Raw genomic sequence first — 14,251 nt, 5'->3', positions numbered from 1 at the left:
AGATCCAGGATGGCCGGATCCTCGTCCTCCAGCCGCGGCCCGGCGCCGGTGGGGACACCTCCCCTCTACGGCCGCGGAACTGCCTAACGCCGGCCGGCCTGAGTCAGGAGGGCAGGGCCATCAGGAGGAGGGGGTTGGTCGTGGGTTGTGGGGATCCGCCGACGGGTTCGAGGCTGAGTCCGACCGCATGCGCGTCGGCGGGACTGCCGCTGAGCTGGACGGTGCCGTCACCGGTGATGAAGCCGGCGGGGCGCATGGAGCCATCGTGGTCGAGCCAGAGCTGGTAGGTCTTGCCTGCTGCGGGTGCGGGCAGTCTGCTGGCCGTGAAGACGGCTTTGTTCAGCTGCTCGGAGGCGACGACCGTGGTCAGGGCTCCGTTGGTCGTCCGCCCGTGAACCGTTCGTGCGTCCGGCGCCGCGAGGACGAGGCTGGCGTCGTCCAGGCGCTGCTCGGCCTGTTCGGCCCGCTGCTGCAGGTCGTCGCTGTGCTGCCTCTGCCACGCGGCCAGGCCTCCCAGCGAAGCAGCGGCGGCCACGCTGGCGGCCAGCGCGATGGCCCTGCGGCGCACGGCAGCGCCGAGGGTGGTGGTGGGTGCGGTGGTGGCCACGCGCGGGGGCAACTGGCGCACACCATCGATGGCGGCCATGATCGCCGGTTTGCTCGCTGCCGACGGTTCCCGGGCCACCGCCGCCGAAAGCCGCGCTGCGGTTGCCTGGAACTCGGCGACTTCCTGCCGGCACGCCTCGCAGTGCTGTAGGTGGGCGTCGAAGTCCTTGCGCTCGCTGGGGTCGAGGGCGTTGAGCGCGTAGGCGGCGGCGAGGGTGTGGGCGTCGGATGCGTGGTGTTTCATGTGGTCACCCCCATGCAGTCGCGAAGCCGGATCAGCCCGTCGCGCATGCGTGTCTTGATGGTCGGAAGTGGTGTGTGCAGGGCTTCGGCGACTTCACGGTAGGTCAGTCCCCCGTAGTAGGCCAACGTCAACGCCTGCCGCTGGAGTTCGGTCAGACCGCGCAGACAGCGACGGACCTGTTCGGACTCCAGCCGGGTCTCGACCTGCTCGGCGACCTCGTCGAAGGCGGTGGTGTGCTCGCGGGCCGCCTGGGTGTGCTCGCGGTCGGCGGCGGCCTGGGCGGAGCGGACCCGGTCCACGGCCCGCCGGTGCGCGATCGTCGCCGCCCACGTGGTCACGGCGCCGGCGTCGGACTGGTAGCGGGCGGCCTGGCGCCACAGGTCGATCATGACTTCCTGGGTGACCTCCTCCGACTGTGCCCGGTCGCGTACGACTTTGACCACGATCCCCGACACCAGCGGCGCCAGGGCGTCGTACAGGACGGAGAAAGCCTGTTTGTCGCCCTGGGCGACCTTCTGCATGACCTCGGCCAGGTCGGCACGGTCCGCTGAGGGACCGGCGCCGAAGGGAAGCGGTTGGCTCACCGGCAACGCTCCGGCCATGGGGAGAAGGCGAAGAGGCGGCCGGCCGCGGCCGTCGGGGGGCGGGGTGTCCATCGCATGCCAGTCCTTGACTTGTCGCTCAAGCGGTGACCGGACCACCCCACGTGGTCGGCGGGCCACCGCAGCAGGTGGGCGTGTCGGCAGTTCTTCGTAGCGGACGGGCGTGCGGATGGGAGGGCACTTCGTCGGCCATTCCCCGTCGGCTACTTCGTTCGAAGGAGGGAGGGCCGCGCGGCCCAGCCGGCGGGCGGGCAGCGGCGAAAGCAGGGTGACGGAGCCGGACGGCTCCCTCACCGGCCGCGCGGACCCTCCGCACGGCATAGGCACACATGGGAGGTGGTTGAGATGGTTCGTGTGCGACGAGGTCTTGCGCTGGCGTGGCGGCCGGCCCGGTCGTGGTGGACGGCGCGTCAAACTGCGGAGAAGGGCCCCGGGCTGGCGTCGCCGACACGACGGAGCGGCGGGGACCGGTGACCCTCTGGTTGCAGGCCAAAGGCGCGCTGAGCGTGTCTTTCCACGCGTGCCGGATGGGTCGACTGCGGGTGGCTGTCGGCACAGTCACCCGCAGCACCACGCCGCCTCGCTGCCCGCTCGCCAGGTCAGCACCGCGATGAACTGCTTGCCGCGGACGCAGGGGCTGGCGAAGAGGTCCACCCCAGGGCCCTGAGGGTATTCAGGCCTCGCCTGCCCCCCCCGTTATGTTTTTCGCGGTCCTGCAATGGGGCCGCTGGCCTCCGGGCCCGGTATGACTGTGTCCCCTCTGTCGAACGGATGACCTGGGGGGTGGTGTCGCCGGGCCCGGCAGGTGCCGTCGGAGACGCTGATGAGAGACCCGGCCACCGTCCGGTCCGGCGCAATGCCGGGCAGATACGTGGGCGGCAGGTCTGCATAACGTGGATGCGCGAGCACGGTGCCACCGCCGAGGCCGGCACGGTCAACACCTGCGGAAGGTTGCGATGTTAGACACCGAAGGCATAGGCGTCTTCCTCGGGATGGACGTCGGCAAGACCGCCCACCACGGCCACGGGCTCACCCCGGCCGGGAAGAAGGTCTTCGACAAGCCGATGCCCAACAGCGAACCGAAGCTGCGGGCCGTCTTCGACAAGCTCAAAGCCAAGTTCGGCAGCGTCCTGGTGATCGTGGACCAGCCCGCCTCGATCGGGGCTCTCCCGCTGACCGTCGCCCGCGACGCCGGCTGCGAGGTCGCCTATCTGCCCGGACTGGCGATGCGGCGGATCGCCGACCTGTATCCGGGGGAGGCGAAGACCGACGCGAAGGACGCGGCGGTGATCGCGGACGCGGCCCGCACCATGCCCCACACCCTGCGTTCACTGGAGCTGACCGACGAGATCACCGCCGAGCTGACCGTCCTGACCGGCTTCGACCAGGACCTCGCCGCCGAGGCCACCCGCACCAGCAACCGGATACGCGGCCTGCTCACCCAGTTCCACCCGTCGCTGGAGCGCGTGCTCGGACCGCGACTGGACCACCCCGCCGTCACCTGGCTCCTGGAGCGCTACGGATCCCCGGCCGCACTGCGCAAGGCCGGCCGCCGCAGACTCGTCGAGGTAATCCGGCCCAAGGCCCCGCGCATGGCCGACAGGCTGATCGACGACATCTTCAACGCCCTCGACGAACAGACCGTCGTCGTCCCCGGCACGGGCACCCTCGACGTGGTCATCCCCTCGCTGGCCCGCGCGCTCGCCGCGGTCCACGAACAGCGCCGAGCCCTGGAAACCCAGATCAACACCCTGCTGGAGGCCCACCCTCTTCACCCGGTCCTGACCTCGATGCCCGGAGTCGGAGTCAGGACCGCCGCCGTCCTGCTGGTCACCGTCGGCGACGGGACCGGCTTCCCCACCGCCAGCCACCTCGCCTCCTACGCCGGCCTCGCCCCCACCACCAGGTCGTCAGGGACCTCGATCCACGGCGAACACGCACCCAGAGGCGGAAACCGGCAGCTCAAACGCGCCATGTTCCTCTCCGCCTTCGCCTGCATGAACGCCGACCCCGCCTCACGCACCTACTACGACCGGCAACGAGCACGCGGCAAAACCCACACCCAAGCCCTCCTCCGACTCGCCCGCCAACGCATCAGCGTCCTCTTCGCCATGCTCCGCGACGGCACCTTCTACGAATCCCGACCCCCCACCGTCACCCTCGCCGCATAACCACCCCAAACAACCCAAACCCGGCACCGCACCCTTGACGAAGGACATAGAGACACCCCCCCGATCCGGTGCGCGGCAGCACAGTCTGCGGACAAGGCCCGTGGTGCCGTCGCTGACGGCGATACCCACCCTCCCCCGCTCCAGCGCGAAGGTGAGCGCATAGAGTCCGAAGACGATGTGTAGGAGATCCTCGGCGATCTCACGCTGACAGGGTGCCGTCGCCAGGAGCCGTGCGGCGATCCGACGGGCGTGGCCTGGCGCTTGGGCATCCGGCGGGAGCAGGATGTGCAGTGGTGCCTCCGGCGAGACAGGGGGCAATCGCGGTGGCCGTGATCCTTCCTTCCAGTAGCGGGCCCGTGGCGGGAGACCGGGTGGGTACGGAGGCGAACGCAGTGGTACTCCGGTGTCGGAACCCCACTACGGCCTGTCGGTGATTACCACTTGTCGTGGCAGTTCGGAGCGGCCGGGCACCCAGTGGCCGACGTAATGGCCGGGCACCCGGTGTCCTTGCCCCACCAGCCGTCGTGCCGCTTCCCGTGGTAATCCCGCTGACCGTGGTGCCAGGTGACCTCGTGCCATTTCCATTCCCAGCGACCCTTGACCCACATCTTGGTCCACTGGCCCTTCGCGCAGCTGCAACGCTCATGACGGTCGTGTCGGTCCCACCGGACATGCCGATGTTCACCATCGCCCATGACTGCCGCAGTCACGGCATACGTCGCCGACGCGGCATTCGCGTTTGCGGGAACGCCGAGCAGGGACGTGTCGGCCAGGTCATCGCACTCACCTCCTCAAGTCTGTCGTTCGGTGTGCTGTGCGGCCCCTCCCCCTCAGGTGCCTCACGTGGGCGATGCGAGGCAAAACACCTGTCGGAGTTGCGTGCAGCGTCACGATGTGTGCCGTCTGCCGCCCACGACGCCCGCCCATCTCGCCCTGGTATGACAGGGAATCGTTTGGCGACAGCACCTCCGTAAGGCCGTGGTTGCGTCCGCTCGGAGCCGCTGCGGCGTCGGCGGTTGCCAGCCAGCCCCGCCCCGAAGCAGCTCAGTACGAAGACGTGGCTCTCCGTTGATGCTGCATCGTCGCGATCGGCATCCTCATCGGTCCTGTCCTCGTACGGCTCTGCCTCGTCCCCGCGCTGACCTCGGGCCCCGCGTCCGGTGGGCCGCTTCTCCTGCCCGGTGACCGGGCCCGAGCCGCCTGCGGTTCCTGCCCCGCCCCGGCAGCCGGCGCCCCGGGCTGACATGGCCATTCCCGACCTGGCCCGACGGCGCCGGGCGAGGGGTTCACTCATTCGGGTGTCCAGCCAATCCGCCGGCCGGGTGCCGCCGAATGGCGGGTGTGAGCAGCTTCCGCAGCACCCTTTCCCGCGCCGCGCTGGGCGCGTTGGCCGGACTTCTGGCCGCTTTGACGGCGCTTGTCGTGGCTGAGCTGGTCGCAGGGCTGGTACGGCCCGCCGCGGGACCGGTGACCGTGGTGGGCGGCGCGGTGATCGACCGGACGCCGGCCGCGGTGAAGGATTTCGCGATCCGTACGTTCGGGGAGAACGACAAGACCGTCCTGCAGCTGGGGATCCTTGCGGTTCTCGCCCTCAGCGCGATCGCCCTGGGTGTGTTCAGCCTTCGTCATCGGCGGGTCGGCGCCGCGGGTGTGCTGCTGTTCGGGATCGTCGGCGCTGCCGCGGCCCTGAGCCGCCCGGACTCCACCAGCGTCGGTGACGCTCTGCCCTCGATCGCCGGAGCAGTCCTCGGCGCCCTGACCCTCTACGTCCTGGCCTTCGAAGCGAACTGCGCGCCAGACCCGGCAGGTACAGGCAGCGAGACCGTCTCCGGTGCATGGAGCAGGCGCGGATTCCTCACCGCGGCGGGCGTGACCGCCGCCGCGGCAGCCTCGGCGGGCGTACTCGGCCGTTTCTTCTCCGGCCGGCAAGGCCTGGGCGCCGTCGCCTCCCGCGCGAGCCTGGTCCTGCCGAGCCCTGCCTCACCGGCCCCTCCCGTCCCGGTCAGCGGCCAGTTGAAGGTGCCCGGCATCAGCCCCTTCACCACCCCCAACCCCGACTTCTACCGCGTCGATACCGCCCTGACCGTGCCCAAGATCGATGCCGGGACCTGGCGGCTGCGCATCCACGGCCGTGGCCTCACCCGCCCCCGCGCCTACACCCTCGAACAGCTCCTGACCCGCCCGCTCATCGAACGCGACATCACCCTCACCTGTGTCTCGAACGAAGTGGGCGGACCCTACATCGGCACCGCCCGCTGGCTCGGCGTGCCCCTAGCCGACCTCCTGAGGGAGGCCGGTGTCCGGCCACCGTCCCAAGGTGGAAAGGCGGATCAGCTGGTAGCCCGCTCGGTGGACGGGATGACGCTCGGCTCCCCGGTCGAGGACGTCATGGACGGCCGGGACGCGATACTCGCGGTCGGCATGAACGGTGAACCGTTGCCCTTCGACCACGGCTTCCCCGTCCGCATGCTCGTCCCCGGCTTGTACGGCTACGTGTCGGCCTGCAAGTGGATCACCGAGATCGAGCTCACCACCTTCCAGGCGTACGACGCGTACTGGGTCGAGCGGAAGTGGTCCCGCCGCGCGCCGATCAAAACGCAGTCCCGCATCGACACCCCCAAGCCGTTCGCCCGCCCCGCCGCCGGCCCCGTCACCATCGCCGGGGTCGCCTGGGCGCAGCGCCGCGGCGTCGCCCGCGTCGAGGTCCGTATCGACGAGGGGCCCTGGCAGGAAGCCCACCTCGCCGCGCAGGACACGGTCGACACCTGGCGGCAGTGGTCCTACCGCTGGAACGCCACCCCGGGCGGACACACGCTCACCGTCCGCGCCACCGACGGCACCGGATCGGTGCAGACCGAACAGCGCACGCGCACCATCCCAGACGGCGCGAGCGGCTGGCACAGCGTCTTCGTCACCGTCCCCTAGACCACCGGCACGAACACAGGCCGGCCGGGCAGCACAACCAATCAGCGCAAAACCCATACGAAAGCACGTCAAGGAGCAAACAGTCATGAACAGCCTGAAGATCCGCCATACCGCTATCGCCGTCACCGCGGCAGCCCTGCTGCCGTTCTCCCTGGTCGCGTGCTCCGACTCCGGTAACGCGACCAAGGCCGCTCCCACCGCGGCCGCCGAGGACGCCGGCAAGACGGGCGAGGACACCCCGACCCCCGCGGGCGGCCAGATGACCGGTGAGGCGCCGTTCGGCCCGGCCTGCGCAGGGGTTCCCAAGGAGGGCGCCGGTTCCTTCGACGGCATGGCCAAGGACCCGGTCGCCACCGCCGCGTCCAACAACCCGGCCCTGTCCACCCTGGTCTCCGCGGTCAAGCAGGCCGGCCTCGTCGACACACTGAACAACGCGCAGGACATCACGGTCTTCGCACCCACCAACGACGCTTTCGCCAAGATCCCGAAGGCCGACCTCAACAAGGTCCTCGCCGACAAGGCGATGCTGACCAAGATCCTGACCTACCACGTCGTCGGGCGGAAGCTCAGCCCCCAGCAGCTGGAGAGCGGCAGCTTCGAAACCTTGCAGAAGGGCATGGTCACCACCACCGGCTCCGGCGAGTCCTACAAGGTCAACGACACCGCGAACGTAGTCTGCGGCAACGTCAAAACCGCCAACGCCAACGTGTACATCATCGACACCGTCCTGATGCCGAAGTAGCCCTCCCCCGCCCAAGAGGGCTCCCGAACGGCCGGTGGCCCTGCGCCCTTGGCTGCAAGGATGCAGGGCCGTCGTCGACGAGCTGCACCAGGCCGTGACCGTCGACGTGTTCGAAGCGGTCGCCGAGTCCTACAACGAGGGGCACCGCGCCGCCGTCGCGGAGCTGCGCGCCCTGTCCGACGACGCGCGCCGGCTGGTCGACGACCGGCTACCGCAGGCGCACGCCGTCGACCGCCTCGCACGGGAAACCGTCGACGTCGTCACCCCGACACACCGCTCGATTCTGCGTGCCGTCGTGGACCGGTTCCGGGCCGTCGTCTCCGAGGTCACGGCCACCGTGACACTGGGCACCGGCACCCGCCGCCAGGCCACCCAGGACGCAATGGGCAGGTGGGCCGACGACCGGGGCCCACACCTGCAGGTGGAGCACGCTACCCGTGACGGGGCCATGGTTCCCGTGCGCGTCGCCGGACCCCTCGACGAGGCCCGCCTTGCAGGGCTGCAACACCCGAACTGCCGCCACAGCGTGTCGACGTACACGCCCGGCCTGACAGTGATCGAGAAGGCCGCAGCGACCCGGACGGGTACGAGGCCGGGCAGCGGCAACGCGCCATCGAGCGGAGGACCCGCCAGTTCAAGCAGTGCCAGGCCGCCGTCACCCCCGACGCCAAGCGCGCCGCCGGGGTCAAGCTCGGCAGCGGCAAGGCGCCATGCGCAAGCACCTCGCCGCGCTCCCGGACCTGCGCCGGCTGCGCCACCGCGAGCAGCCCGGAGCGTCGAACCTTCCCGCACCGCGCCGCGAGGCGACGACCGAGCAGGTCGAGGCCGCCCGGCTGTGGCCCGGCAACGAGACGACGCCGCGCGACATGAGCGACGACCAGCTGGCCGCCGCCATGCGCTCGAACCTGCTCGACGACCGGGTCGCGCACGGATCGAGGCCGAGACCGACCGCCGCGACCTCGCCGCCCTGCTCGCCCGCGTCCGCCCTACCGGACGGTTGACCCTTGAACTGGCGGGTCTGTCGGACGACGAAGTCGCCCGGATCCTGCCGCACCTCGACGACGCCGACACCCTGCGCGTCATGGCCGAGACCCACCGCCACAACCGCGCCGGCACCCTGCCCGGCGTGCGCGCGGACCTGGTCCACCTCTCCGACGACGAGCTAGCCACCCGCTACCGCAACGCACCGGCCGACCAGGAGGCCACCGCTGCCAAGGCCGCCCGCAGCGACCTGCTCGCCCGCACGTTCACCGCTGGGACGCTGCGCGCCGACCTCGGCCAGGTCGACGACGACACCCTCGCAGGGGCCATGCCCTACCCCGACCCCGCGGAGCTACTGCGGATCGCCGAAGGGATGGGCCGCCGCGACGAAGTCGACATACCGCAGCCGGCCGACACCGGCAACGCCGTCGACGACTTGCTCACCGACCGCCAGGCCCTCGCCCAGGCCCTCGCTCCCGCGCCGGGCCCTGACGGGTGGGGCGCCCTCGCCGACGACGCCGTATGGGCTGCCGTCACCGCGGGGGACGGGCAGACCGCGGGGCCGCCGAGGAGGACCAGGAGCACGAGGATGGGCCGCGGATCACCCGCCGCGAGGCCCGCCAGCTCTACGACGAGTACGTCTATCGTCGGTCCCTCCGCGCGGGACACGGCTGCAATGGCTACCTGCTCAACGGGAAGGCAGGCCCAGGCCGCCGGACACACCCCGGTGTCCCTGTTCAGCGGGCCCGCACGCATCGCGTGTGCGCGCGTCGGACGAGCTGAAAGAGTGGTGGCAGGAAAACGGCCGGCTCACGCAGGCCGAGTTCATCGAGGCCGCCACCGGCCAGCGCCAGCGCTGGCCGAGGGTGCCCGCAAGAACGGGGCCGACCACCAGGCGAAGCGGTAAGGGGGCACCGTGGGAACACGAACGCAGATCGTCGAAGCGCACCAGCAGGGCACCGAGGCCGGGCGCAGAGGTGATCCGCCGAACGGGTGTCCGTACGGCCGTGACTCCATCCTCCAGGCCGCATGGATCAAGGGATACGTGGCGGGTCTGCGTCAGGTGGAGAGGAGCGGTCCACACGCGGACGAACGGGCAGCCCCATGACTGGGGCATACATCTGAAGTGCCCGTAGGACGCGCGGCTGGATCGGGCCCACGATCTCGAAGCCACACCCTGCCTGTACCGCCTTCTCCCGCGCTCGGACCAGGATGGCGAGTCCGCGGATGTCGGAGAACGACAGGTCCCGCAAGTCGAGCTCGATACGGTGAGCCCCGCCCCCCGTGATCGCCTCGTCGAGCGCTGTGTGCAGAGGCCGATGAAAGTAGACGTCCAGCTCGCCGCCCACGGCTACCGTCGTTCGATCCGCGGCGTAGATCAAGGACACCCAGAACAGGCTGCTGCCGTCGTCCACGGGCTGAGCCTGACTCGGGGCAGAAGCAGCCACCACCCGTGACTCCGCTAATCAGCTCCGATCACCACCCAAACGGGGCCCGCCAGGTGCGGGCCCCCTTTCGCATGTCCGTACGCCCGTCAGGAGCGGGCCGATCAGCCCCAGGAGGGCGAACCATGAGCCACCCCCGCCCGCCGCCCAGACCAGCCACCGGGCAGGACCCGAACACCGCGCCGGCGCCCACCCCGCCCGCGTCTCCACAGGCCCCCGGCGAGCAGGACCAGGCCGCGACGACAGTTCCGCCCCCGTCGGGAAGGGCACGCCGGGCGCGACGGCGCGACGGATTTGCACGATGGGAACCAGGGGTACGGCGGGTTCCTGCTGGCTCATGTCCATGTTGTAGTCGCAGTGCTCTTCCCGGCACACCGGCCACGGCTCCGCGGCAGGCCAGAGCAAAGGACCTCCGACGGAACTGTCCTTGCAGGCAGGAGAACCAGGACGTGGGTGCAGGCGGAAGGACGCACGGCGGAACGGGAGCAACTCGGGAAGGATGCCGCCGACGGATGCTAGGGTGCGGCTGCGCCGGACGGGCGCCGGCCTTCCGGCGGGCATGGGCGGCGAGGCCGGCGGCCTGGCGCGGGACACCGGATCGAACTGGTCACCTGTCCCGAGGCCGTTGTTCTCACCGGCCTGTTGGCCTCCCCGCATCGGCGCGGCACAGCGACTTGGCATCGCTCCTGAGTAGTCACCGACAGGCTTGAAGCAGATCTCCGGCTAGCAGAACCCAAGAGCAATCAGCCTCTGACCACACAGAAGGGATGCCCGGCCGGATCGGTGAGGACCCGCCACCTGCCCTCATTCGGCTGGTGCTCCGGTTTACCCGCGCCCAGCTCCAGCAGCCGGGCCTCGGCGACGTCCAGGTCATCGACCGCGAAGTCGAGATGAGACTGCTGAGGAACGGTCTGATCAGGCCAGCGCGGAGCCCGGTAGTCGTCGACCCGTTGAAAGCCGATGAAGAGCCCATCCTCACAGGTGAGACCAGCGAAGTCGGCGTCGGATTCTGGGTGGGGCTCGAGGCCGGTGGCCTGCTGATAGAAAGCCGCCAGAGCCAGCGGATCAGGGCAGTCGAGTGTTATCGCGCGCAGCTTCATCTGCAGGGGCATGACACCTCCGGGCCGATCGGTGGACTTGCACGATGCAACCCTAGAGGCGGCCACCCGCTCGCCGACCGCAGGCCGGGGGCGACGGCAGCGATCCACGTCGAGGATCCAAAGCACGCTCTGACTCAATCCGCAGGTCTACGGCCCTGCCTCTGCAAGATCTAAGAGGCCGTTGTCGTAGCGATCGCGGGGCTTGTCGATCGAACGGGAGTCCTGCTCGGGTGATCGCGGTCGGTGCTGGGCGCGCGAATGCCCAGTCAGCCCTGACGGGCGATCTTGCGTGCTTTGACCGGGAACCGCCGCGGCTGCTCATTGATCGCCAGCGGGAAGCTGGCATTCCGGTACCCGGCTACTTGGGCCCCTCCGTTGCCGTGGCGCTGGTGGACGAGGCGGGTGCGGGCGGCGCAGGAGCGGGCGGCCACGATGAGGACGATGCCCGACCACCGGATGCCAGGCCGCCGAACTCGGCGAACCAGGTGGTCCCCGAGCTGGTGGTGAACGGCGGGACCGGCTTGATCTCGGGCAGCACATCGGCAGCCATGAGCAGGGCCATGGCGAGAAGGACGGCCCCATACCTCGCCAGTGGGATAGCGGTCAGCCACGCTGGAATCAAGGGCAGCAGGCGCGGGACCCGTCGTCCGGACGACAGCAGCCCCAGCAGCAGGAGGATCTGACCACCGCGGCCGGCACGGTCGCGTCGATCCCCGCCGACGCGGTTGCCTTCGACGGCCCCGACGCGCTGGCGACCGATGCCCTCTGCCAGTCATCGCCCGCGACACCGAGCGTGTCGCCGCCGGCGTCCAGATGGTCTTGGTTCCCGCCCACGGCAGGACATCCCGCATGACGGGCACTGCAGCGTCCCAGAAAGGCGAAGCCGGCGGCTCCGCAGCCCCGCCGCACAGGTTAAAGATCAAGCTAGTCCATGGTGAACCTGGCGTCGCCCCATACCGTGCGGAGCGGTGCGTTCGTCGTCTCGAAGGGGCGCAGGGTGACCTCAGCCTCGATGGTCAGGCGCCGGGCGCCGGCAACGGACAGGTCGAGCGAGCGTTGCTCGCCCACGCGCAGGGTGAAACCGGAGTCCACCGGCGTGCCGTCGCGGTCGATCTGGAAGAAGACGGCGTTTCCATCCGGGCTCCTGTCGTCGAGCCCGGCCGCCACCTTGAAGTGCTGCATTCCCAGGGGGACGTTGTACGTCAGGGTCATGCGCTTCGAAGGGGACTGGCTGGACGCGAAGACGATGCTGTTCCCGTAGGTTCTGCCGCCCATGTCGACGGAGCCGGTCCGCTTCCAGTTTCCCAGCCCGCCGATCGGTTCGAGGGCGGAGAGGTACTGGAGGCGGGGCCGCGCTGCGGGCTCGGTGCGCTTGTCGCTGGGCAAGGGGTCCGGCGTCCGGTCCCGGGGCGCGGCCGTGGTGGGCGCCGCGGTCTCGATGGGCGGGGGCTGCGGCGGCCGCGTCGTGGCGTAGGCGCCGCCGCCGGACGAGGCGGAGGGTGCGGGCGACAGCGGGGCGACCGCGGACGGCTTCGCCTCGCCGCCCTGCGGGCCGGCGGCCCCCTGGGAGTCGTCCGGTGAGAGCAGGTTGGTGAGAAGAGTGAAGGGAACGCCGATGACGAGCAGGACGAGGCCGACCTTTAAGTCCACACTCTGCCACCACGGCTTTGGGTTGCCCGTTGCCACGCCCGTCCCCCTGTGTGCTGGGCCGCCAGTCGGTGACCGCGATGCTACAGCCGGGCGACATATCCTCAACTTCGCACAATAGTCCGGCATTTATGGCGCAACCGGACGCGGCCGGGTGGAGGCCCAGGAGTTCCGCGGCAACAGAGAGTGCACCCCTTCCCGTTCGCTTCCGGCACCGCTTGGCGCACACCCTTGGGCTGCGAGGCCCTGCCGGTAGGCTCCACGTCGACAGTATGACTCCCGTACTGACAGCGGTCCGAAGAACGTGCTACTCCGTGCACGTACGATCAACTTCATGCGTGGGGCTGCCAGGAGTGACGTGCCGCGTCCGTGCCGCCGAGCGCCGAACCGACGCTGTGGGAGCTGCACCGCGCGGTGTCACAGCTTCGTGAGGACCTGCGAGGTGAGATCGCCGGTCTGGCTGCTCGTCTGGATCACGTCGTCACCCAGGACATCTACCGTGCTGACCAGCGGGCTAAGGGGCGGCGCATCGGCGCTGTCGAGGCGGGCCTCGCCGGCTTGCGTAGCGAGCACGTCCAGGTCGCTGAACGCGCCGAGCAGCAGCGGCGCGATGACCAGGCCCATTCGGTGGCGACGCGACGGCTCGTGCTCTCGTCCTTCGTGGCACCCCTGCTGCTGATGGTGCTCCAGCTGTGGCTCGGTCGCCGTTCCTTGGGCGCTGCTGCTGACGTCGAGTGGCTGGCTGGCATGGCCATGGGCTCGTGGCTCGGTGCAGTCGCCACGCCACCTCCGCCTCGGTCACCGGCGCCATCACCGGCGGGAAGAAGGCTGGGCCCGGTCGAGCGGGTAGTGGCTGGCCAGGGGGACGGGATTGCCCGGGGCGGCGAGTATGTCGTACGCGAGCGCGATTGGCCGCCGTGGCCCGCCCCGCGGTCACTGCTCTCCCGCCTCCGATCCGGGAAGTCGGCGCGGAATCCCAGCACCCCGGGGCGGGCCGGCCCTCATGGCTGCTCAGCGGCCCCTACCGTGCTGATCGGACGGGGTGCACTGGTGTGCCGAGGTGGAACCATGCCGGACCCTCTCGGAGTTGGCAGCCCGCGGGCCGTGCGCGCTGCAACCCTGCCGCCGGCCGCACCACACCGCCTTGACCCAGCCCACTGCTGGAAAGGGCGTGGGCAAGGCGACCAGTGCGCTCCTGCGCCGTACGAGTACGCCTTCGCCGCGGAGTGCGGCGAACCGGAGCAGTAACCACCCCTTTTGCAGTGCAGGGTGAACTCGACGGTTACGGTACGGCCCTTCACCTTGTAGTAGGTGGCGTTGCAGCCGTCGTCCACCGGCTCGGCACGAAGATTTCCGCTGCCGACACGTGTCGTGCGCGCAGGCCTTCGCGGTGCGGTGCGCGGTCTGCCGCTGACTGCGGGATGGGTTGGGTCAGTCGGGGAGGCCGGCCACGAGCTGGACGTCGACCTCGTGGCCCATCGTCCTGACCCGCCAGGCGACGAGCTCCTGGTACGCGGGCGACGTGTACCAGTCGCGCGCCGACCGGTCGGTGGGGAAGGCCACCAGGGCGGTCTTCGTGAACGTGGAGGGGCCCTCCAGCCGGGTCGGGCTGTCGAAGGCGAGCAGTCGTCCGCCGAACGCGTGGAGCGTCGGGCCGACGTGGGTGAGGTAGTGGCCGAGGGCGCTGTCGGGTGTGTCGTCGGTGCGGGCGAACAGCACGTAGTGCACGGGCTTCTCCTGATCGCCCAGGCGTGCCCCGCGAGGGCACACGCATGACTTCGAAAGGTC

The 14,251-nt window shown here is 70.1% G+C and carries 14 protein-coding genes; 6 read left to right on the top strand and 8 right to left on the bottom strand.

Annotated features, from left to right (window positions below; genetic code table 11):
* Positions 1–103: 103 nt before the first annotated feature.
* Together ACSHWO_RS34655 and sigK are read right to left on the bottom strand one after the other, a co-directional pair.
* The gene (locus tag ACSHWO_RS34655; protein ID WP_438318699.1) at positions 104–850 is read right to left on the bottom strand and encodes an anti-sigma factor; all 747 of its coding nucleotides are present in this window, start codon (positions 848–850) and stop codon (positions 104–106) included.
* Positions 847–1,434 (bottom strand): ECF RNA polymerase sigma factor SigK, encoded by a 588-nt coding sequence (sigK, locus tag ACSHWO_RS34650; RefSeq protein WP_438318696.1) that lies wholly within the window; start codon positions 1,432–1,434, stop codon positions 847–849. Before sigK ends, ACSHWO_RS34655 begins: the two co-directional genes overlap by 4 nt.
* 974 nt (positions 1,435–2,408) lie before the next feature.
* On the opposite strand from sigK, the gene ACSHWO_RS34645 reads away from it, so the two are divergent.
* The 6 genes from ACSHWO_RS34645 (at position 2,409) to ACSHWO_RS34620 (ending at position 9,379) form a co-directional block, all read left to right on the top strand.
* Positions 2,409–3,623, top strand: coding sequence for an IS110 family transposase (locus ACSHWO_RS34645; RefSeq protein WP_438309567.1), 1,215 nt, complete (start codon positions 2,409–2,411; stop codon positions 3,621–3,623).
* A 1,332-nt stretch (positions 3,624–4,955) separates the two neighbouring features.
* Positions 4,956–6,548, top strand: a complete 1,593-nt coding sequence (locus ACSHWO_RS34640) for a molybdopterin-dependent oxidoreductase (protein ID WP_438318693.1) — start codon at positions 4,956–4,958, stop codon at positions 6,546–6,548.
* An 85-nt stretch (positions 6,549–6,633) separates the two neighbouring features.
* Positions 6,634–7,290 (top strand): fasciclin domain-containing protein, encoded by a 657-nt coding sequence (locus ACSHWO_RS34635; RefSeq protein WP_438318690.1) that lies wholly within the window; start codon positions 6,634–6,636, stop codon positions 7,288–7,290.
* A gap of 710 nt (positions 7,291–8,000) precedes the next feature.
* A complete protein-coding gene (locus tag ACSHWO_RS34630) occupies positions 8,001–8,291 on the top strand; it encodes a hypothetical protein (protein ID WP_438318687.1) in 291 nt (96 codons plus the stop codon).
* A complete protein-coding gene (locus ACSHWO_RS34625) occupies positions 8,288–9,178 on the top strand; it encodes a hypothetical protein (RefSeq protein WP_438318684.1) in 891 nt (296 codons plus the stop codon). Before ACSHWO_RS34630 ends, ACSHWO_RS34625 begins: the two co-directional genes overlap by 4 nt.
* A 9-nt stretch (positions 9,179–9,187) precedes the next feature.
* A complete protein-coding gene (locus tag ACSHWO_RS34620) occupies positions 9,188–9,379 on the top strand; it encodes an Rmf/CrpP fold protein (RefSeq protein WP_438318681.1) in 192 nt (63 codons plus the stop codon).
* Here the strand turns inward: ACSHWO_RS34620 and ACSHWO_RS34615 are convergent.
* The 6 genes from ACSHWO_RS34615 to ACSHWO_RS34590 form a co-directional block, all read right to left on the bottom strand.
* Positions 9,306–9,686, bottom strand: a complete 381-nt coding sequence (locus ACSHWO_RS34615; protein ID WP_438318678.1) for an STAS domain-containing protein — start codon at positions 9,684–9,686, stop codon at positions 9,306–9,308. The genes ACSHWO_RS34620 and ACSHWO_RS34615 overlap by 74 nt on opposite strands.
* 773 nt (positions 9,687–10,459) lie before the next feature.
* A complete protein-coding gene (locus ACSHWO_RS34610; protein ID WP_438318675.1) occupies positions 10,460–10,828 on the bottom strand; it encodes a VOC family protein in 369 nt (122 codons plus the stop codon).
* A gap of 346 nt (positions 10,829–11,174) precedes the next feature.
* Positions 11,175–11,366 (bottom strand): hypothetical protein, encoded by a 192-nt coding sequence (locus ACSHWO_RS34605; RefSeq protein WP_438318672.1) that lies wholly within the window; start codon positions 11,364–11,366, stop codon positions 11,175–11,177.
* A 374-nt stretch (positions 11,367–11,740) separates the two neighbouring features.
* Positions 11,741–12,466, bottom strand: a complete 726-nt coding sequence (locus ACSHWO_RS34600; RefSeq protein ID WP_438318669.1) for an NPCBM/NEW2 domain-containing protein — start codon at positions 12,464–12,466, stop codon at positions 11,741–11,743.
* Positions 12,467–12,880: 414 nt separating this feature from the next.
* Positions 12,881–13,087, bottom strand: a complete 207-nt coding sequence (locus tag ACSHWO_RS34595) for a hypothetical protein (protein ID WP_438318666.1) — start codon at positions 13,085–13,087, stop codon at positions 12,881–12,883.
* Between the two features lie 807 nt (positions 13,088–13,894).
* Positions 13,895–14,191, bottom strand: coding sequence for a DUF1330 domain-containing protein (locus ACSHWO_RS34590; RefSeq protein WP_438318663.1), 297 nt, complete (start codon positions 14,189–14,191; stop codon positions 13,895–13,897).
* Positions 14,192–14,251 lie beyond the last annotated feature (60 nt).

Source organism: Streptomyces pallidus (ex Mingjun et al. 2026) (assembly GCF_051550185.1).
Classification (GTDB): domain Bacteria; phylum Actinomycetota; class Actinomycetes; order Streptomycetales; family Streptomycetaceae; genus Streptomyces.
This window is presented reverse-complemented; position numbering and strand designations above follow the sequence as displayed.

Bases quoted from the DNA above. Each gene is read 5' to 3' on its own strand.
- ACSHWO_RS34655 (WP_438318699.1), bottom strand. From the start codon at position 850: ATGAAACACCACGCATCCGACGCCCACACCCTCGCCGCCGCCTACGCG.
- ACSHWO_RS34645 (WP_438309567.1), top strand. From the start codon at position 2,409: ATGTTAGACACCGAAGGCATAGGCGTCTTCCTCGGGATGGACGTCGGC.
- ACSHWO_RS34640 (WP_438318693.1), top strand. From the start codon at position 4,956: ATGGCGGGTGTGAGCAGCTTCCGCAGCACCCTTTCCCGCGCCGCGCTG.
- ACSHWO_RS34635 (WP_438318690.1), top strand. From the start codon at position 6,634: ATGAACAGCCTGAAGATCCGCCATACCGCTATCGCCGTCACCGCGGCA.
- ACSHWO_RS34630 (WP_438318687.1), top strand. From the start codon at position 8,001: ATGCGCAAGCACCTCGCCGCGCTCCCGGACCTGCGCCGGCTGCGCCAC.
- ACSHWO_RS34610 (WP_438318675.1), bottom strand. From the start codon at position 10,828: ATGCCCCTGCAGATGAAGCTGCGCGCGATAACACTCGACTGCCCTGAT.
- ACSHWO_RS34605 (WP_438318672.1), bottom strand. From the start codon at position 11,366: ATGGCTGCCGATGTGCTGCCCGAGATCAAGCCGGTCCCGCCGTTCACC.
- ACSHWO_RS34595 (WP_438318666.1), bottom strand. From the start codon at position 13,087: ATGGGCCTGGTCATCGCGCCGCTGCTGCTCGGCGCGTTCAGCGACCTG.